Source organism: Ammoniphilus sp. YIM 78166, from assembly GCF_004522215.1.
Lineage (GTDB): Bacteria > Bacillota > Bacilli > Aneurinibacillales > RAOX-1 > YIM-78166.
Window position 1 is genome coordinate 38,780 of the sequence record NZ_SDLR01000012.1, and the last position, 19,765, is coordinate 58,544.

Below are 19,765 nucleotides of genomic sequence, written 5' to 3' on the forward strand. Positions count from 1 at the left end.
CATGAAGAAAATCGCCGTATTGACAAGCGGAGGGGACGCTCCGGGCATGAATCCTGCCATCCGAGCGGTTGTCCGTAGAGGGATCTATAAGGGATTAAGCGTGTTTGGGGTTCAACAGGGATACGATGGTTTAATGCGTGGAGATTTTGTGCCCATGGATCTCGGTAGTGTAGGGGATATTATTCATCGAGGAGGAACTGTCCTTCGCAGTGCCCGCAGTGAAGAATTCAGAACTCCTGAAGGTCAGAATAAAGCGCTAGCCTGCATGAAAGAAGCCGGAATCGATGGATTAGTCGTGATTGGTGGAGATGGTTCCTTCCGTGGTGCTGGAAAATTAACAGAACAAGGGTTTCCAACAGTTGGAATACCAGGTACAATTGACAATGACATTGCTGGAACAGACTACACCATCGGCTTCGATACGGCCGTGAACACAGTGGTAGATGCGATTGACAAGATTCGTGACACTGCCTCTTCTCATGAGCGCACCTACATCATAGAGGTAATGGGCAGAGACGCTGGTGACATCGCTCTATGGTCTGGATTATGTGTGGGAGCTGAATCCATTATTATCCCTGAGGCGCCAGTGGATATGGATGATGTCGTCCAAAGGTTAGAACAAGGAAACAAGCGTGGTAAGAAACACAGTATTATCGTGGTTGCTGAAGGGGTAAGCAGCGGAGCTGAAGTAGCCAGAATGATACAGGAACGAACGGGACTCGAGACTCGAGTAACCGTTCTAGGCCACTTGCAGCGAGGAGGATCTCCTTCTGCCTATGATCGAATGATGGCCAGCCAAATGGGGGCAAAAGCAGTAGACTTGCTCGTCGAAGGACAAAAAGGAGTTATGGTAGGCTTAAAAGGTGGACAGCTCGTCCATGCTCCATTCGTCGATGCCGCTCGGGACAAGCATACGCTAGATATGTCTATGTATCACTTAGCAAGAAGTCTTTCCATATAAACAAATGAGGTGACGGGATGAGAAGAACTAAGATCGTTTGTACCATTGGACCTGCGAGTGAACAACCTGAAACGCTAGAGAAACTGATTGTAGCCGGCATGAATGTTGCACGGTTAAACTTTTCTCATGGCTCTCATGAGGAGCATGAGGTTCGAATTGACCGAATTCGAGAAGTGGCGAAAAAACTGGGACGCAACGTAGCAATTATGTTAGATACGAAGGGTCCAGAGATTCGTACAGGAGTTCTTAGAGACGGACAGATTACCTTGAAAACCGGAGATTCCTTTACCCTCACAACGGAGCAGATCGAGGGTACGCAGGAAAAAGTCAGTGTGACCTATGACCAGCTTCCACGCGATTTGTACATTGGGGCAAGAGTTCTTGTGGACGACGGTCTGATTGAGCTTTTAGTTGAGGAGATCAATGGAGCAGACGTTCGTTGCCGCGTACTGGATGGCGGGGTGCTTAAGAATCGCAAAGGTGTAAATCTACCTAAGATTGCCGTTAATCTTCCAAGTATCACAGAAAAGGATATCTCCGATATTAACTTTGGTATCCGCAAGAAAGTCGATTTTATAGCCGCTTCCTTCGTTCGTAAAGCAGCAGATGTGCTTCAGATCCGCCAGATGTTAGAAGAGCAGGGTGCAAGTATCGCCATCATCGCCAAGATTGAAAACGAAGAAGGTGTCTTGAATGCCGATGAAATTCTTGGAGTAGCCGATGGCTTGATGGTAGCGCGTGGAGATTTAGGAGTTGAGATTCCTGCTGAAGAGGTTCCTCTTGTTCAGAAAAAGCTGATTTCCAGCTGCAATCTTGCAGGTAAGCCTGTCATTACAGCCACTCAGATGCTTGATTCCATGCAAGGAAACCCTCGTCCGACGAGAGCGGAAGCGAGTGACGTGGCGAATGCCATTTTTGATGGAACCGATGCGATTATGCTTTCTGGTGAGACAGCTGCAGGGAAATATCCAGTTGAATCTGTGGAAACCATGGACCGTATTGCCCGACGCGCTGAGTCTTCATCGATGTATAAGGAGCGGCTACACCCTCCTCAATCAGGCAAAGTGACCATTACGGATGCGATGGGACAAGCGGTTTCGGCTACGGCTGCTTCGTTAGACGCAGCTGCCATCCTTACCCCAACGGAAAGCGGCTATACTGCTCATGTAGTATCGAAGCACCGTCCAGCTTGTCCTATTGTAGCGGTTACGCCTCATGAGCACATTGTCAATCGTCTTTCCCTCGTATGGGGTGTTGTGCCTATTCAGTTCGAGAGTGCAGACAACACAGATGAAATGATGGAGCAAGCCATCCAGTCGGCCATTCAGGCAAAGATCATTAAGCAGGGAGACCTGATTGTCATTACCGCAGGTGTACCTGTCCGAGAGCCAGGCACAACCAACATGATGAAGGTTCATGTTGTAGGAAAAGTTGTGGCCAGAGGGAGAGGCATGAGCGATGTTTCGGCTTCCGGTAAAGTCGTCGTCATTGGCAGCCCTGGCTGGGAAGACCGCGTCGACGAAAACACCATCCTCGTCGCCAAATCGACTGACAAAGAGGTCACGCCTTATATTGAGAAGGCAGCGGGATTGATTACCGAAGAAGGCGGCTTGACCTCCCATGGGGCCATCGTAGGATTAAACCTAAACAAGGCCGTCATTATCGGAGTCGAGGAAGCCACAACCCTCCTGAAGGATGGGGACGAAATAACCGTCGATCCACACCAAGGCCATATTTATCACGGCTTTACACGAGTACTATAAGATTTTTGGAGCGCTGATTTCTTGGGATATCCCGGGGGATCAGCGTTTTTTGCTATGTTCCAGCCATAGCCTGGTCCCGTGACCTCGTTTTGGTAAAGGAGGTAGAGCATCTCGCTAAACTTTTTCGAGGTTTTGTGTGATTTTAGTCTGTATTTTTAGATTAAACCGAATCCGCTCGAGAGCCGAGAAGGGTGCATCATAGTGGCCCAGGATACTGTTGCCACCCCATAGCCGAACTCCCCACCCCCGATATCATTTCACCCCGCCATCTGCTATATTTAAGATATTAGTATTAAAGGGAGCGATGCTTGTGAAAAAACAGACCCTCTATCGCTACATCCACTTCACCCATGCCCTGCTCATTCTGATCCTACTCCTCAGCGGCGCCATTCTTTTTATCCCAGAGCTTCGTATTCTCCTGATTGAAGGAAGATGGCAGATCCGGCAGTTTCATATTGCAGTAGGTATCTTCTATTCTTTGTTCCTGCTTGCTGCGATTCCGCTTGTCTTCCCTTACTTCAAGAAGCACCGGTCTTGGAGGAAGACGTTCCATCTTTGTCTCATGGTTTTTCTAGGGCTGTTATGGACAGTTACCGGCATCTATTTGTGGATTAACCCAGCAGGGTACTTTACTCTTCGCCAACTATCGATCACCGTTCACGATGCCATCAGCTTGTTTATCATCCCTTGGATCCTCATACACATTGGACTGTGGATATACTCCAAATACCAACCCAAACAACCAAGAGTAGTGGAGCGGGATCGTGGGTGGCTAATCAGCCGAAGAGACGTCCTTTTCCTGTTTGGTGGAACGACCATCGCCATGCTACTCGGTGGACTAACCAAATGGTTTCAACCGATCTCGGCGTCGTTTCTAGCAAGCATAGAAGAAGTGAAGCGAAGAGGATATTTCCGCATTTATTCCGTGAGCAGTGAGACTCCCGTGTTTGATCCAGCGACATGGAGATTACGTGTAGACGGACTTGTCCAAACACCTCTTGAGCTTACGTTCGATGAACTAATGCAACTGCCCAAGCACAGCTATATCCAAGACTTTCATTGCGTGACTGGCTGGAGTGTAACGGGTGTAAAATGGGACGGTATTCCGCTAAGTGAGCTAGTGAAGCAAGCGGGGGTACAGCCGGAAGGGATGTATGTAAAGATGTATTCTTCGGATCAGATCTACACGGAAACCTATGAATGGTCCCAGTTGGTAGGTCGTGATGTCATTATTGCCTACCAAATCGATGATAAGCCTTTGTTAGAAAGTCAAGGAGCTCCTGTCCGGCTTTTTCACCCCCAGATGTATGGGTATAAATCCATCAAATGGCTGGAGCGGATCGAGTTTACCAATCGAAGAGATCTAGGGTACTGGCAAGAAAAAGAGGGGTACAGTCTCAATGGCTACTTATCTTAAATACAGCATCCTCATCGCGGTATGCCTAGGCGCCTTTTTCATCACCTATACTTCTATTAACAGCGGTCAGGAAGAAACCTTGCTGATGCTTCGAGACCATCTTTCTCGCGCCCAGGAGTGGCCTTCCTATGAAACCGTTCAAACCATCTGGTCCGGCGATCAACAACAGCTCAAAATACACTCACAAGCCAAACTCGACCCCTATGTCATTTGGGTATCCTCTGCAGCACGGTTAACCGACACGGAGGAGTTTCATTTTCAAATTTATTTTCAGCCCGATGTCCTCTATATTTATAGTGAGAATGCCAACCATTGGAATAAAGCGGACTATACCCATCCTGTGGCTGGAGAGGTGCAGGGGCTCAAGGAACCGTTCCCTTTTTGGGAAAGGATCTTAATGAAAGCTAAAACGATACAACGGACTCATCATGAAGACAACACCTTATACAAAATAAGCCTACATCCGTTTCAGGATGAGGTTCATGGAGTAAGGTTTGACGATGTGCTAGAAGGAACTTTAACGGTCTCGATCAACAAGGAGTCAAAACATCTACAGAAAACAGTTCTCGAAGTAAAGATGAAGCCCTCTCTTGCCCGCCTACACGAACATATTGTGTACATGACAGAGTATCGAAACGTAGGAGAGACCACGGCAAAAGAACTACCTAAGGAAGCCCTAGAGGCAGAAAGGCTAAAATAGATGATCAAGGGAATCGGTATCGACATTGTAGATAAAGAGAGAATGGAAAGGATCCTAGCTCGTCAGGGAGAGCGGTTCTTAGCTCGTATCCTGACGGAAGAGGAACGCCAGAACATTCCTACCGGAAACCGACAAATTGAGTTTGTCGCGGGGAGATTTGCGGCTAAGGAAGCTTTCGCGAAAGCCACAGGCTTTGGTTTTGGCAGGGAACTAAGTTGGCAAGACATCCAAATTACGAGAGATGAGAGAGGTAAGCCGATCATCGCGCCCTCTACTGCTTGGAGGGCCATCAACGATCCAGAAGAGAAGCTTATCTTTCATGTTTCAATTTCTCATGAAAAGAAATATGCGGTGGCTCAGGTGATTATCGAACAAGCATAGTGTCATAAGTGGACAGGTGTGGACATACATATATAACGCGGGATCAGGAGGGAAGAAGGGTGTATTTGGTGAATGCGCAGCAAATGCGAGAGATCGACCGCTTCGCCATGAAGGAAATCGGCATTCCAGGCATAGTCTTGATGGAGGCAGCAGGGCAAGCTGTTGTAAAAGAGGTGGAAGCCCGTTGGGCAAAGGCTCGAATTGTCGTACTGGCGGGGCATGGAAACAACGGCGGTGACGCGTTTGTCGTTTCTAGACATTTAATCAACAAGGGGTTCAAAGTGGACACCTGGCTGATAGGATCTGAGGAGAAGTTGAGTGCGGATGCGCGAACTTGCTATGAGGCCTTGCTTCGAAGCAGACATGCTGTGAAGAAGTGGCAGGATCATGAGGCCAGCGAGCTAAACCAGGACCTTGAGCAGGCGGATCTCATCATAGACGGCCTTTTGGGAACAGGCGCTCGAGGGGCACTGCGCGAACCGCTAGACCAAGTAATCGGAGAGGTCAACAGACAGCCGAAAGCGTACATCCTCTCGATTGATCTACCTAGTGGAGTTTGTGCAGATACCGGAGCGATCCACGACCAAGCCATCCAGGCAGACGTAACGGTGACGTTTGCGAGCCCGAAATGGGGGCAATACCTGTTCCCCGGTTCGAGTCAATGTGGAGAGCTGATCGTTAGGGATATATCTATCCCTTCCTGGGTGCATGAGCAAGCAGGGGTGAAGGACCATGTTTTGGACAAGAAAAGCATGGGACAGCTTCTTCCGCGAAGACCACGTCACTCTCACAAGGGGACATACGGACATGTTCTCATTGTGGCAGGTTGCGCCGATTATGTGGGAGCTCCCGCCCTTGCTTCCATGGGAGCCGTTCGTTCCGGCTCAGGCATGGTGACTTTAGCAATTCCCAAATCCATTCAGCCCATGGTCGCAGGAAAAATGACCGAGCCGATCTATTGGCTATGGCCAGAAGAGGAAGGCTATCTGTCAAAAGATAGCTGGAAGCTCTTGTCGGAACGCCAGGGACGCTATGATTTTACCATCGTAGGTCCCGGAATCGGTCAGGCCCCTTGCAGAGAATGGCTTGAACAGGTGATACGTCACACGCAGGGACCTCTTTTGCTCGACGCGGACGCCTTAACCTTACTCGCTAAGGATCTCACGATGATTCAAGGCAGGGAGTCGGTGGTGCTGACCCCGCATCCCGGGGAAATGGCCAGGCTTACTGGGCTGACGGCCCAGCAAGTGGAAGCTCAGCGCCCTCTTATTGCTCGGCAATTTGCTGTCCAACATCAGGTATACATTGTGCTTAAAGGAACTTATCCCATCATTGCTACTCCCCAGGGAGAACTTTTTGTCAGTCCTCGCGGCAGCTCTTCGCTTGCCAAGGGCGGATCTGGCGACGTATTGTCCGGCATGATTGCCTCGTTTGCCAACCAAACGGGAAATATTCTGTCAGGCCTCTTACTTGGAGTGTATCTTCATGGAATGTCGGGAGAATTCATGGACGAATACAGCGGGGCAGCCTCTGATCTAGGCCACTGGATTGGAAGAGCGATCCACGATTTATCGTCAGTTGAAGCGTAAAATACACGGCATCATAACCCAATGTGGGGCCCTCCTTTGTTCAAACTACGAGCGAAGGGGATGAATTGATTATGAAACGTAAACTTGGATGGCTGATGATGCTTGTTGCCATCATTTCCATGCTTGCTACGGGCTGCGGCCCTAAGGGTGTAGATGATATTGTGGCAGATTTGAATACTCAGCTAGGAAAGATGACAGGGTATAAGATGAATGCGAAGCTGACCCTGCAAACAGGTAAAGATCCACAAACCTATGATGTGGAGGTATGGCATAATAAGCCGGACTTCTACCGTGTGGCTCTCACCTCAAAGGAAAGAGACATTACCCAAATTATTTTACGCAACGAAGAAGGGGTGTTTGTTCTTACCCCTCACTTGAACAAGAGTTTCCGTTTCCAAAGCGGATGGCCTGAAAATCATGCACAGGTTTATCTCTATGAATCCTTAGTTAAGAGCATCCTCAACGATGACCAGCGCGTCTTTGCTGAAGAAGAAGGCAAGTATACCTTTGAAGTTAAGGCAGATTATCAGAATCGTTCTTTAACTACACAGAAAATCTGGTTAGCCACCGATTTGTCTCCTGTTAAAGTAGATGTGATGGATACCAATAAGAACGTCATGGTAACCGTAGAGTTTGCAAACTTCCAATCCGATGCGAAGTTTGACAGCAATTCTTTTAATAAAGAAAGAAATATGGAAACGAGCATGATTAACGGCTCCGTACCTACAATGGCTAATGGAGAGCCAGCTCCAGAGCCTAAGGGCAGCTTTGGCGTCATTCAACCAACCTACGTACCAGAGGGATTAACCTTCATGGGTGTACAAAAGGTAGATACGCCTGAAGGCCCACAGGTGGTATTACGCTACCAAGGCGAGTATAGCATGACCTTGATTGAGGAAAGACCAAAGGCGGCAACGGTGAGTTATCCAAGTGGAGAGATTGTGGATCTCGGTCATACGATGGGCGTCATGACAGGGGAACAGAAGAAAACTCTAACATGGGCGTTTGACGGCGTGGAGTACCTGCTTACAGGTGATCTTCCGGAGGATGAGTTGATCTCTGTGGCGAAGTCCACCTTTAATCAAATCGGGAAGTAAACTAAAGAAGAGACTGACTCCCTCGAGTCAGTCTCTTCTTTAGTTAAAATAGGAGCAGAAGGCCGCTAAGAAGGGGTGCACTAATCATGAAAATGCGCAGTACAGAAACAGGAGCGTGCTTGGTAAACTTAGCCCCGATATAGGAACCAATCATCGATCCAGATACGACTTTGGCTAACAAGTTCGGATCAAGGTGTCCGCTTTGGTAATATCCTATTGAAGCAAAAAGGGCTGTTGGCAGAATAATGAGCATCGTTGTTCCTGCGGCTATTTTTAAGCTTTTACGCAAGAAGATTAATAAGCCCACTTGGATGAAAGGAGCTGAGCCAACGCCAAAAAGTCCAGACATCCCACCGGTTGCGAGCCCGATTCCAGCCGACTTCAAGCGCCAGCTACGTACCTCAGTGAGTTCTGTATCGGATTCGGTCAATTTCCACCTGGTCCTTAGCCAAAGAATGAGAGCAGACAGCAGAAGCATCGCGGCTGTAAACACGATAAGCTGTTCACCCGGAATATGGTGGGCCACCTGTGTTCCTGCATACGCAGCAGCGGCTCCAAACAGGCCAGCTACGATTCCGCTGCGCAGTTCAAGGTTACCTTCTCTAAAGTGGCTGAATGCTCCTGATACCACCGTTAAAAACATCGCGGCCATAGCTGTTGCCAAAGCTGTATGGATGGGAATGTTAAAAAAGGTAACCAGGATAGAGATCATGAACCCTGCACCGCCAGCTCCGGTAAATCCAAGGAGGATACCCGTGAAAAACATTGTAAGGAAAATGGACATAAGTATTAGGCTCCAATTGGAAATTGAAATAAATATATCATATCAAAAAAAAGTAAATGGTCAACTGTTAACGGTAGACTATAATGTAAATTGACTTCCCAAATTAAATTCGCTAAGGTAGATGGATGAAGGGAGTGAATAAAACGTGCAAGACTTGATTAGGAGAGAAAGTTCTACCTATATGGACATTTTTCAGAAAAGACCCACCCGCTACCGGATTTATGAAACACTTGTCTATATGGCTGTAATGTTTGTTTTAGCTGGGTATATGCCAGCAGATACCGGGCTTTATAAAGTGCTTGCTGTATTGTCTGCCGTGGTCATTATTGGATGCGCTCCCATCTTGTACAGAAAAGTGCTTACTCCTGAGTATATCTTGACAAAGAAGGAGCTCATTATCCGCATGAGTGGCAATGAGCGTGTTTTCCCCCTCCAAGAGGTGGAGCGTGCATCGGATTGGAAAGCCTTGTTTCGATTACAAGGAAAGAAAGAGCCCCTCATGGTTTCTAAGGATTTTTTATGGGAACTAGATGATCAATTAGAGAAAATGAAAAAAAATAAGAAAAAAAGGTGATTGGCTATGGGGGAGAAGTTTTACCGGAACACTTGGGTAGAAGTAGACCTGGATGCAATAGCTCATAATGTGCAGGCGTTTCGCCAGCATCTCCCTGAATCGACTCAGATTATGGCTGTAGTGAAAGCGGACGGCTATGGTCACGGGGCTGTACCCGTTGCGAAAACAGCCATTGCAGCAGGAGCAACCTATCTCGGCGTAGCGCTGCTGGATGAAGCCCTCGAATTGCGACAGGCTGGGATTCAAGCGCCTATCCTCGTGCTGGGTTATACCGCACCGGAATTTGTAGGAGAAGCGATTAAGCATCAAATTACGTTGACTGTTTTTCACCGAGAGCTTATCGAAGCGCTGCAGGAAGAAGCTAGTCGTCTCCATCAGCAAGTGAAAGTACACATTAAGGTCGATACGGGTATGGGGCGTGTGGGGCTTAGAACAGAGGAGGAACTTGCAGAACTGATGCAAGTGGCTAAGGCCTCTCCTGGTGTGGAAGTTGAAGGGGTGTTTACACATTTTGCCTGTGCGGATGAAGAAGATCCAGCATATACCCACCTTCAGCATCATAACTTTATTAAAGTGATTGAACCGTATTCATTTTCCATTATACACTGCAGCAACAGTGCTGGAGGAATTTTATTCCCGGATTATGGTTATAACATGATGCGCTTAGGAATAAGCTTATATGGACAATATCCGTCTGCCTATACACGCAATAAAGGGATTCAACTTCAAGAAGCCTTCTCGCTAAAGTCTAAAATCGCTCATGTGAAAAAGGTGCCGCCAGGCACATCCATCAGTTATGGAGCTACGTATACTACCCCATCCGAAGCGATAATTGCATCGATTCCCATTGGTTATGCTGACGGTTTCTCCCGTGCTTTATCTAACAAAGGAAAGGCCTTAGTGAAAGGTATATATGTTCCGATTGTCGGAAGAGTCTGCATGGATCAGTTGATGCTCGATATATCAGCTGTTGCAGATGCGCGTATTGGTGATGAGGTCGTACTGATGGGGGAGCAAGATCACCAACAGATCACCGTTGATGATGTGGCCAAACTGCTTGAAACCATTAATTATGAAGTGACATGCATGATAAGTAAGCGTGTGCCAAGGGTTTATAAGAAGCAAGGGACCACGGTCATGACCAAAAATTTTCTGCTTTGAAATTGTCGTATTTCCTTGTCGGGTAGGAGAGTAAAATGGTACAATCATGGAGTATAATCCGCCAGTGGAGTCCTAATTTCTACAAATTAGTAGAAGGATATCGGCTTTCGACAGAGAATAAATAGGTTGTGTTGAAAGAAAAAGCGTGTTAGGATATATACTCATTGGTATATTTCTTCATGTGTTTCGACATAATGGTACTATTGGCATGCGTTTATGCAGATCACATGGTGTAAGTGTCGTTGGAGGTGCGTTTGTCTTGTCTAAGATGGATACCAAGCGTATTATGATCAGCTTGCCACATCATTTGCTAGAAGAGGTGGATGGTGTCGTGGAAAGAGAACAATCAAATCGAAGTGAATTTATCAGACAAGCGATGAAACTCTATCTTAGAGAGCGCAAGAAGCGCCATATCCGTGAAACTATGCAACGAGGGTACATGGAGATGGCTAACATCAATCTCAACATGGCTTCGGAGGCTTTCCAAGCGGAAGAGGAAGCGAATTATACCTTGGGCCGCTTAGTTAGCGGGGTGTAATTTGTGATTGTTAAACGTGGCGATGTCTACTTTGCGGACCTATCTCCTGTTGTAGGATCAGAACAGGGCGGTGTTCGTCCGGTGCTAGTTATCCAGAATGATATAGGGAATCGTTTCAGTCCGACGGTCATCGTCGCGGCTATAACAGCTCAGATTCAAAAGGCTAAGCTTCCTACACACGTCGAGATTGATGCTAAGAGCTATGGGTTCGACCGGGATTCGGTGATTCTTTTGGAGCAGATCCGTACAATCGATAAACAGCGATTGACGGACAAAATCACACACCTTGATGAAGAAATGATGGATAAGGTGAACGAAGCGATACAGATAAGTTTAGGCTTGATCGACTTTTAGTTTATATAGTTTTTTGCAATATTATTTACCTTTCCTTTGGCAAGCTAGATATCCATCAGACAAGGGCTCACTCCGGTGAGCCCTTTCGTTGTTATGCTAGAAAATGGTACAATGGAAGGCAGAGTGTTAATATAGGGGTAATTCTAGGCTCACCGCCTATCCTATTTTCCCCCATGTAAGGAGCGAACGGGAATGGACTTGAACCAAATGATTGATACCATAGCGAAGGAATCCGGAATTGGCATTAAATCCGTCAAAAGCACAGTGGAGCTCCTCGATGAAGGTAATACTGTTCCATTTATCGCCCGTTATCGTAAGGAAGTAACGGGAACATTAGATGAAAATCAAATCCGGACGATTCAGGAGCGCTTAGCCTACCTGCGAAACCTTGAAGAACGGAAGACAGAGGTGATCCGCCTCATCGCAGAACAGGACAAGCTTACGGAAGAGCTTGAGAAAAGCATATTAGCGGCAACCAAGCTGCAGGAAGTAGAAGACCTTTATCGCCCTTATAAACAAAAGCGCAGAACAAGAGCGACCATGGCCAAGGAAAAAGGTTTGGAGCCATTGGCTGCCTATCTGATGAGTTTACCGGTGAAAGGCAACCCAGAAGAGGAAGCCGCGCCATTCGTCGATGCCGAAAAAGGAGTCCATACGGTAGAAGAAGCCCTCCAAGGAGCCATGGATATTGTCGCTGAAATGGTATCGGATGATCCGGATGTGCGGAAGTGGATTCGAAAGCAAACCTTACAGCAAGGGCTAATCCAAGTCGAAAAGAAGGAAGACGAAGAATCGGAAAAGAACGTCTATGAGATGTACTATCAGTATTCTGAGCCTGTGAAGCGAATTGTTCCTCATCGCATCCTGGCGGTTAACCGCGGGGAAAAAGAGGGCATCTTGAAGGTCAAGCTGGAAGTAGATACGGCGCCGATCACTCAATTTCTTACGAAAAAGTTCATCCCTCGCCAGACGGTAGCAGCCTCTTATCTCGAATCCGCATTGGAAGACGGATATAAGCGCTTAATTGCTCCTGCTGTGGAGCGTGAAGTGCGAAATGAATTAACCGAGACCGCTGAAGAGCAGGCGATTCATATTTTTGCTGAAAACCTGCGTCAGCTGCTGTTGCAAGCCCCAGTAAAAGGGAAGATGGTCTTGGGATTAGACCCGGCATATCGGACGGGATGTAAGTTTGCGGTGGTCGATGAAACCGGTAAGCTACATAAAGTTGGGGTGGTTTATCCGACTCCTCCTGCCAATAAGGTAGAAGAGGCCAAGCGAATCCTTAAAGATGTGATCCAAACCTACCAAATTGATATCGTGGTCATCGGGAATGGAACGGCCTCAAGAGAAACCGAGGAATTCGTCGCCAACATGCTCAAAGAAATCGAGAAAGAAATTTTCTATATTATCGTGAGTGAAGCCGGAGCGAGCGTGTACTCCGCGTCGAAGCTTGCCGGGGAAGAATTCCCTGATCTGGATGTGGCAGAGCGCAGCGCGGTCTCCATTGCACGCCGCCTGCAGGATCCTTTGGCAGAGCTGGTTAAGATTGATCCAAAATCGATTGGGGTAGGCCAGTACCAGCATGATGTCAGCCAGACTCGATTGGCCGACAGCCTCCAGTTTGTGGTGGAGTCCGCTGTAAACTATGTTGGAGTCGATGTGAATACCGCCTCTCCTTCCTTGCTCCAATACGTTTCAGGGGTCAGTAAGCAAGTAGCCAAGAATATCGTGAAGCTTAGGGAAGAGACGGGCAAGTTTACGAGTCGCGCTCAGCTGAAAAAAGTTCCTCGACTTGGGGACAAGACCTACGAACAGTGCATTGGTTTCTTGCGAGTGATGGATGGGAAAAACCCCTTAGATAAAACACCGATTCATCCCGAATCCTATGATAAAGTAGCTAAGTTACTCGAGTTACTCCACATTCAGCCAGTGGAGATTGGCAGTCCTGAGGCAAAAGAAAAGCTGCAAACGGTCCATCTTGCCGATATGGCTGCCAAGCTGGAAATTGGGGAACCTACGCTGAAGGATATCCTTGACAGCTTGCTGCGACCTGGTCGTGATCCTCGTGACGAGCTGCCGAAGCCTTTGTTGATGAAGGATGTCCTTACCATTGAGGACTTGAAAGTGGGGATGGAGCTTCAAGGGACGGTGCGTAATGTGGTGGATTTCGGAGCCTTTATCGATATCGGCTTAAAGAATGATGGATTAGTCCATATTTCCAAGCTGAGTGGCAAGTTCGTTAAACATCCGCTAGACGTGGTGTCCGTCGGTCAAATTGTAACGGTATGGGTGACTGAAATCGATGTGAAAAAGATGCGAGTGGGCTTATCCATGGTTCCGCCGACATCCTAGAAAACCATAAAAGGAAGCAGTCACGGGACTGCTTCCTTTTTTCATCATAAACATCGCTAGGCTAGTAAAAGCCTTTGCTGTTGCTTTTTTCTTTATAGACAAACCAGCAATCGTTCAGTAGACGAATCTGCCTTCGATCTTTTCCGAGAAAGGCACGCATAAGCTGTTTGCGCAGCCATTCGGGCATGATAGGTCCCTCCTCTGCCCTCTTCTTTTGTTCTTAAGGTTCTGTTACCTATAAGATATTCAGAAAAGGGGAGAGGGTGAACAACTAATTTTCTTCTTCTTCTGCTAAGTACTCTAATTGTGCTTGAAAAGCTCGAATTTCTGTTAATAAAGAAATCAACGGATAGTTTTCTTCTTGAATATCAGCAAATAGGCTTTCCAGTTGATTAATGTAGTCCAAGCCATCCACCACGCTATGGTCGTAGGAAACCAGCTCTAAATCATTGAATTCGGCAATAACGGTAGGTAAAACCGGCTTTTCTCCAGCCGTCAGTTTATCCATTTCTTTATGAAGCCTACGGAATAACGCTACGAATTGATACATATGATCCCCAGGTATCGATACAAATTCAAGCCCCTGTGGTCCTTGAAGCAAGCAAAAGCGCATGTTTACGTCCTCCATCTCTCTCTTAACAAATCGTTTGACCTTAGTCTACTAAAATCCCTTCCTGCTTTTCAAGTTTACCTGTTGGTTTTATTGCGGCCAAAGTTGGTGAAAGATATAATAGGCAGGGAAGAATTTCTAATTTATTAGGAGTGTCTAAAATTGAATTATTCAAGTGATCCCTATATTTTTCCCTCTCACTCAGCGGGAGAAACCCAAAGTTGGGCTGAACGATTGGCTGAGCTGCTTCTTCCAGGAGATGTTCTTGCACTGGAGGGCGACCTAGGCGCTGGTAAGACCACCTTCACGCAAGGCTTAGCTCGAGCCCTAGGGGTAAAAGGAGTAGTCAACAGTCCAACCTTTACCCTGATCAAGGAATACCAAGGACGGATGCCTCTTTATCATATGGATGTCTATCGGGTAGACGATGAATTTGAAGAGCTGGGATTTGATGAATATTTTTACGGTGAGGGCGTAACCGTTGTGGAATGGGCTAGCCGGATTCCTTCTTTACTCCCTTCCGAGTTGCTTAGCATTTATATTAAGCGGTTAGAAGGCGATTCTCGGGAAATCCATCTGTATCCTAAGGGGGAGCGTTTCCAGAGGATGTGTGAGGAGCTGAAAACATGAAAGTACTTTCCATAGATACGTCCAATCTGGTGTTAAGCCTAGCGGTGGTGGAGGAGCATAAGCTGCTGGGGGAATATACTACGAATCTCAAGAAAAACCATGCGATCCGGCTCATGCCCGCCATAGCGGCTCTGATGGAAGAGCTCGATTTATCTCCAAGTGAGCTATCAGGGATTGCGGTTGCCCATGGACCTGGGTCTTATACTGGGGTCCGGATGGGAGTAACGACAGCAAAGAGCATGGCCTGGTCTCTAGGCATCCCTTTAGTCGGGGTGTCGAGTTTAGAAGCGTTAGCTGCTAACATCCCGTATTTTACAGGGAGAGTTTGTCCTTTATTCGATGCTCGGCGAGGGCAGGCTTATACAAGTTTATTCCAAAATGGAACACGGGTTCAGGCCGATCAGCTGTGCCTGATGGAGGAGTGGACGGCACGCTTGGCGGAAGAAGCGGTTCCGGTGCTCTTTTTAGGGGATGATGTGGCCATCCATCGCCAAACTATCGAAGAAAAGATGGGCTCCCTTGCCGTTTTTGGCCAACCGGAGTGGAATGTCCCTCGTGCTGGCTATATTGCCAGAACAGGGCTTAGAAGGCTGCAGGAAGGCTCCACTATGGATGTGGATGCTTTTGCACCTCAATATTTACAGTTAGCTGAAGCGGAGTCCAAATGGCTCGCTTCCCAACAAAAGTAGGTGAACCACAATGGACCATTATCGAATCCGTCGAATGACCCTAGGTGATTTGGATGCCGTGCAAGAAATTGAATGTGACACCTTCACCATTCCTTGGTCTAGGCAATCCTTCGAAAACGAGCTTTCTAACAATCATTTTGCTTATTATTTAGTTTTGGAGGTTCAAGGGAAGGTCGCGGGATACGGAGGAATGTGGATTATAGGAGATGAGGCTCACATTACCAATATTGCAATTGCGTCTGCCTATCGAGGACAGAAGTGGGGAGAAAAACTGATGGTCGCGATGAAGCTTCATGCGATTAGACAAGGAGCTATGGCGATGACTCTGGAAGTGCGGGTATCTAACGTGATCGCGCAAAGTCTCTACCAGAAGCTAGGGTTTTATAATAAAGGGGTTCGTCCCAGATACTATTCTGATAACGGCGAGGATGCCCTAATTATGTGGGTGAATTTTGAAAATGAAGATCAATCAATGGAGTCAAAAAGTTCATGAACCAGGTAAGCCTTGCTATATTCTAGGGATCGAGACCAGCTGTGACGAAACCTCTGTCGCGGTTGTTCGTGATGGGGTGGAGATTCTTTCGAACGTGGTTTCTTCTCAAGTGGATATCCACAAGCGTTTCGGCGGGGTGGTCCCGGAAATTGCCTCGCGCAGACATGTAGAGGGCATTACAGTTATTCTGCAAGAAGCGTTAGACACAGCTAAACTAACGTTAGATGATGTTTCCGCAATTGCTGTTACGTATGGTCCAGGCTTAGTGGGGGCGTTGCTAGTAGGGGTATCCGCGGCTAAGTCGATTGCCTTTGCGAAGGGTATTCCTTTAATCGGTGTTCATCACATTGCTGGGCATATTTACGCTAATCGATTGGTGAAAGAAATGCAGTTCCCTCTCCTCTCTCTAGTGGTATCAGGAGGGCATACGGAGCTGGTATATATGAAGGAGCACGGCTCCTTTGACATCTTAGGGCAGACTCGGGATGATGCTGCAGGTGAAGCCTATGATAAAGTCGCGCGTTCCCTATCGTTGCCTTATCCCGGAGGCCCACATATCGACCGACTGGCCCATGTTGGCAAGCCTTCCATCCCGTTCCCGAGATCGTGGCTCGAAGCCGGTTCTTATGACTTTAGCTTTAGCGGGTTAAAATCAGCGGTGCTAAATGCCCTTCATAACGCTCAGCAGCGCGGAGAAACTCTTGAACCAGCCGATGTAGCGGCTAGCTTTCAAGCTTCCGTTGTTGAGGTCTTGGTAGAAAAGACGTTTCGTGCAGTCAAGGAGTATGATGTGAAGCAGCTGCTCTTAGCAGGTGGGGTAGCGGCCAACCAAGGGCTGAGAAACGAGCTGTTAAAAAGAAGCGAGACGGAAAACGTGGATTTAGTCATTCCACCGCTTTCTCTTTGCACAGACAACGCGGCCATGATCGCGGCTGCAGGCTACATTAAATTTCAAAAAGGCGAGTTTGCCGAATTGGATTTAAACGCCGTTCCTGGTTTACCGCTAAGCTAAAAAGGCAACTATGTTGATAGTTGTCTTTTTTCTTGTCTCCTGTGGAAAAACTCCATACATATGTTCCCGTGGACAAGTTATCCCTAACAAACTGTGGATAATGTGAGTAAGTCTGTGAGTAATTGAAATAACAAGGTTCAGAGGTGAAATCCAAAGTTAATAAAAACAAGAGAGAATTTTGTCGAAAATGTGGATAATAACGGTGAAACTTGCAATGACCGCATTTTTGCCTGTGTATAACTCTGTGAGTATTGTGGAAAAGAGGGTAATTTTCGATGATTTTGAATATTATATCCACAATCTTAGCTTTTTTCTGTGCATTCCTGACTAGTTCCGCCAGTGCCGCTCAACAAGATACGACAAATCGCGTGATCGTTATCCTCATAAATCACCTTTCTCTTGAGGATATTCAAACGATGCAAACGATGGATTCCGGAACTTGGCTGAATCAGGGGATTGTCGGGGCCATGAATTTGCGGACAGCCGCTGAAATCAATGAGTGGAACAACCTGATTACAATGAACAGCGGTACTCGTGCCGTGGGCAACGCCACAGCTGGAGCCGTCTTTATGGGGAATGAAAGGATCAAAGGTATTGCGGCTAGGGAGGTTTATCAACAGTTAGTCGGCAGCGATGTGAGAGAGGCTGCTGTGGTGATCCCAAGCTTTAAGCAGCTTGTGGATAACAATAAGAACCAACCCTACTCGATTATGCCAGGATTATTAGGGGAGACCATCAAACTGATGAATAGGCAGGTTTTCGTTTTTGGAAATTCAGATAAGGGGGAGGAACTGGTTCGTTTTGCTCCCCTGCTCGCAATGGACAGCCGGGGAACCGTCCAATTTGGGGATGTTTCTCAAAGGACGACACTAGCGAATCCAGAAAGGGTCTACGGGTTATCCACAAATTATCCCTACCTGTTAGCAGAAGTGCAGAAGCATCGAGACCAAGCATCGTTGATGGTCATCGAGTTGGGGGATTTATATCGCTTGTATTCGATGAAGCAGCCGATGGATGAAGCTCATTTTGCCAAAATGAAAAAGCAGGTGTTCGAAGAAACGAATGACTTCATGAATCGGCTTTTGGCAGGACGGACGAAGGAAGAACTTGTCCTCCTGGTTACCCCGATGGTCCATTCCGATGCCCATGCCTCCAAGTCTATGATGAGTCCGTTTATCCATATCGGTGGGCATAGTGGGGAAGGAAGTCTTTCTACCCCTACAACTAGACAAGCTGGAATTATCGCGAATGTGGACGTGGCCCCGACCATTTTACATTGGCTCGGTATCGAGGCTCCATCCGCTATGATCGGCAGGCCCGTTCAGGTTGTACAGGAGCCTACGGCCTTTTGGGCGGAATGGGAGCAGATCAAGCATGTTTATGGGACTCGTTCGACGGTTTTATACGGGTATGTTATCTTTCAGGTTGTCGTGTTAATCTTATCTGCAGCCTTTTGGCTGCTCGCTAACCCGGCCCATCGGATGTACAACTGGGTGAACCGGACGCTGCGGTTTTTGTTGATCGTAATCACCTTATCGCCCTTTTTGTTTTTGATTCTGCCTATGTTCCCTGTGATGCAAGCGAAGCTGACGATTGTTTTTTTATTGATCCTTGGCACAGGTCTATCAGCCGCTGTGATTCGGCTGCCTTTTCCTTGGTTGTTCTTCATTATAAGCCTAGTCAACTGGGCGCCGGTTCTTCTGGATGGCATCGGAGCTCAATCCGCCCTGATGAAGCGATCTTATCTAGGGTATGACCCGATTATTGGCGCCCGATATTATGGGATTGGCAATGAGTACATGGGGGTCGTGATTGGAAGCACCATATTGAGCTTCGCCATGTTGCTTGAGCTAACTAAAAAATATATTAGGGTTATCCAGGGGTTGGCTTTAACGGTATTCGGTCTTTTTCTCGTGTTTTTTTCTTCTCCCGGATGGGGGACCAATGCAGGAGGAGCGATTACGGCCATTACCGCGTATAGTACATCGTTTATCCGACTATTTGATATCCGGATCAATAAGCGGTTAGTGGGTTGGGTAGTGATGATTGGGATGGCGGGGATGGGAGTTCTCTTTGCTATGAACATGTCAGCTGCAGATCAAGCGCAATCTCACATTGGTCGTGCGATGCAAAAGCTAGTTTCCGGCGATTGGCAGGAAATCTGGAATATCATTGAGCGAAAATGGGCAATGAACTGGAAGCTCATTGGTGTGTCGTCCTGGAGCAAGGTTTTTATTACTTCCCTTCTTGTTCTAGGGGTTTTATGTTACCGTCCTGCAGGCATGATCGGTAGGTTAAGCGTGAAATATCCCTATGCCGTGAGAGGATTCTTTGGGATTATCATCGGAGCTTTTACTGCCCTTGCGATCAATGATTCAGGCATCGTAGCGGCTGCGACCACCATTATTTATATGGTAGTGCCCCTGCTGTTCCTCGGTTTGAAGGAGAAGATGGGGGTAGGAGGAAGAGTGGATCGGGCTTATGATGGGGAGCTATCGGCAGGGGAATGAGGAGGATCGCTTGTAAATTATATGAAAATCCCAGGCTGCGTCATTTTATATACGAATCGCGGTCTTGCGGTACCTCAGGTGCTCCAACTTCTTGGACAATCACGCCATTTACGCAAAAAACAAGGGTGCCCCCAAACAGATGGGGACACC

The 19,765-nt window shown here is 47.4% G+C and carries 20 protein-coding genes; 17 read left to right on the forward strand and 3 right to left on the reverse strand.

The genetic code is table 11. The features are described from left to right. Position 1 precedes the first annotated feature (1 nt). From pfkA to EIZ58_RS30050, 7 genes are all read left to right on the forward strand, one after another. Entirely contained in the window at positions 2-961 is a 960-nt protein-coding gene (gene pfkA, locus EIZ58_RS30020; RefSeq protein WP_134704678.1) for a 6-phosphofructokinase, read from the forward strand. 17 nt (positions 962-978) lie between these two features. Beyond that, on the forward strand, positions 979-2,724 hold the full coding sequence (gene pyk / locus EIZ58_RS30025) for a pyruvate kinase (RefSeq protein ID WP_134704679.1): 1,746 nt from the start codon (positions 979-981) through the stop codon (positions 2,722-2,724). Positions 2,725-3,034: 310 nt separating this feature from the next. Beyond that, entirely contained in the window at positions 3,035-4,141 is a 1,107-nt protein-coding gene (locus tag EIZ58_RS30030) for a molybdopterin-dependent oxidoreductase (protein WP_167578048.1), read from the forward strand. Further along, positions 4,125-4,841 (forward strand): hypothetical protein, encoded by a 717-nt coding sequence (locus EIZ58_RS30035; protein ID WP_134704681.1) that lies wholly within the window; start codon positions 4,125-4,127, stop codon positions 4,839-4,841. Before EIZ58_RS30030 ends, EIZ58_RS30035 begins: the two co-directional genes overlap by 17 nt. After that, on the forward strand, positions 4,842-5,222 hold the full coding sequence (gene acpS / locus EIZ58_RS30040) for a holo-ACP synthase (RefSeq protein WP_134704682.1): 381 nt from the start codon (positions 4,842-4,844) through the stop codon (positions 5,220-5,222). 59 nt (positions 5,223-5,281) lie between these two features. Then, positions 5,282-6,811 (forward strand): NAD(P)H-hydrate dehydratase, encoded by a 1,530-nt coding sequence (locus EIZ58_RS30045; protein ID WP_134704683.1) that lies wholly within the window; start codon positions 5,282-5,284, stop codon positions 6,809-6,811. Positions 6,812-6,882: 71 nt separating this feature from the next. After that, positions 6,883-7,908: an outer membrane lipoprotein-sorting protein gene (locus EIZ58_RS30050; protein WP_134704684.1), complete on the forward strand. Its 1,026-nt coding sequence runs from the start codon at positions 6,883-6,885 to the stop codon at positions 7,906-7,908. Between the two features lie 43 nt (positions 7,909-7,951). Here the strand turns inward: EIZ58_RS30050 and EIZ58_RS30055 are convergent, their stop codons facing one another. Continuing rightward, positions 7,952-8,692, reverse strand: coding sequence for a sulfite exporter TauE/SafE family protein (locus EIZ58_RS30055; protein WP_134704685.1), 741 nt, complete (start codon positions 8,690-8,692; stop codon positions 7,952-7,954). A 145-nt stretch (positions 8,693-8,837) separates the two neighbouring features. Between EIZ58_RS30055 and EIZ58_RS30060 the strand changes: the two genes are divergently transcribed. From EIZ58_RS30060 to EIZ58_RS30080, 5 genes are all read left to right on the forward strand, one after another. After that, the gene (locus tag EIZ58_RS30060; protein ID WP_134704686.1) at positions 8,838-9,266 is read left to right on the forward strand and encodes a hypothetical protein; all 429 of its coding nucleotides are present in this window, start codon (positions 8,838-8,840) and stop codon (positions 9,264-9,266) included. A gap of 6 nt (positions 9,267-9,272) precedes the next feature. Further along, on the forward strand, positions 9,273-10,427 hold the full coding sequence (gene alr / locus EIZ58_RS30065) for an alanine racemase (RefSeq protein ID WP_134704687.1): 1,155 nt from the start codon (positions 9,273-9,275) through the stop codon (positions 10,425-10,427). Positions 10,428-10,695: 268 nt separating this feature from the next. Next, positions 10,696-10,965: a CopG family ribbon-helix-helix protein gene (locus tag EIZ58_RS30070; RefSeq protein ID WP_198589152.1), complete on the forward strand. Its 270-nt coding sequence runs from the start codon at positions 10,696-10,698 to the stop codon at positions 10,963-10,965. 3 nt (positions 10,966-10,968) lie between these two features. Next, the gene (locus EIZ58_RS30075) at positions 10,969-11,319 is read left to right on the forward strand and encodes a type II toxin-antitoxin system PemK/MazF family toxin (protein ID WP_100523512.1); all 351 of its coding nucleotides are present in this window, start codon (positions 10,969-10,971) and stop codon (positions 11,317-11,319) included. Positions 11,320-11,511: 192 nt separating this feature from the next. Continuing rightward, positions 11,512-13,671: a Tex family protein gene (locus tag EIZ58_RS30080; RefSeq protein ID WP_134704688.1), complete on the forward strand. Its 2,160-nt coding sequence runs from the start codon at positions 11,512-11,514 to the stop codon at positions 13,669-13,671. Between the two features lie 61 nt (positions 13,672-13,732). Here the strand turns inward: EIZ58_RS30080 and cmpA are convergent, their stop codons facing one another. Together cmpA and EIZ58_RS30090 are read right to left on the reverse strand one after the other, a co-directional pair. Then, positions 13,733-13,858: a cortex morphogenetic protein CmpA gene (gene cmpA, locus EIZ58_RS30085; RefSeq protein WP_100523513.1), complete on the reverse strand. Its 126-nt coding sequence runs from the start codon at positions 13,856-13,858 to the stop codon at positions 13,733-13,735. An 84-nt stretch (positions 13,859-13,942) separates the two neighbouring features. Continuing rightward, the gene (locus tag EIZ58_RS30090; RefSeq protein WP_134704689.1) at positions 13,943-14,284 is read right to left on the reverse strand and encodes a hydrolase/acyltransferase; all 342 of its coding nucleotides are present in this window, start codon (positions 14,282-14,284) and stop codon (positions 13,943-13,945) included. Positions 14,285-14,443: 159 nt separating this feature from the next. Here EIZ58_RS30090 and tsaE point away from each other — a divergent pair, with 159 nt between their 5' ends. The 5 genes from tsaE (at position 14,444) to EIZ58_RS30115 (ending at position 19,615) form a co-directional block, all read left to right on the forward strand. Then, positions 14,444-14,911: a tRNA (adenosine(37)-N6)-threonylcarbamoyltransferase complex ATPase subunit type 1 TsaE gene (gene tsaE, locus EIZ58_RS30095; RefSeq protein ID WP_240689463.1), complete on the forward strand. Its 468-nt coding sequence runs from the start codon at positions 14,444-14,446 to the stop codon at positions 14,909-14,911. Beyond that, the gene (tsaB, locus tag EIZ58_RS30100; RefSeq protein WP_134704690.1) at positions 14,908-15,600 is read left to right on the forward strand and encodes a tRNA (adenosine(37)-N6)-threonylcarbamoyltransferase complex dimerization subunit type 1 TsaB; all 693 of its coding nucleotides are present in this window, start codon (positions 14,908-14,910) and stop codon (positions 15,598-15,600) included. Before tsaE ends, tsaB begins: the two co-directional genes overlap by 4 nt. Positions 15,601-15,610: 10 nt before the next feature. Then, positions 15,611-16,093 carry a ribosomal protein S18-alanine N-acetyltransferase gene (rimI, locus tag EIZ58_RS30105; protein WP_134704691.1) on the forward strand — a complete coding sequence of 161 codons (483 nt, stop codon included), beginning with the start codon at positions 15,611-15,613 and terminating at the stop codon, positions 16,091-16,093. After that, entirely contained in the window at positions 16,059-17,105 is a 1,047-nt protein-coding gene (gene tsaD / locus EIZ58_RS30110; RefSeq protein ID WP_134704692.1) for a tRNA (adenosine(37)-N6)-threonylcarbamoyltransferase complex transferase subunit TsaD, read from the forward strand. Before rimI ends, tsaD begins: the two co-directional genes overlap by 35 nt. Positions 17,106-17,380: 275 nt before the next feature. Beyond that, positions 17,381-19,615, forward strand: a complete 2,235-nt coding sequence (locus EIZ58_RS30115; RefSeq protein WP_134704693.1) for a hypothetical protein — start codon at positions 17,381-17,383, stop codon at positions 19,613-19,615. The last annotated feature ends 150 nt before the right edge of the window (positions 19,616-19,765 follow it).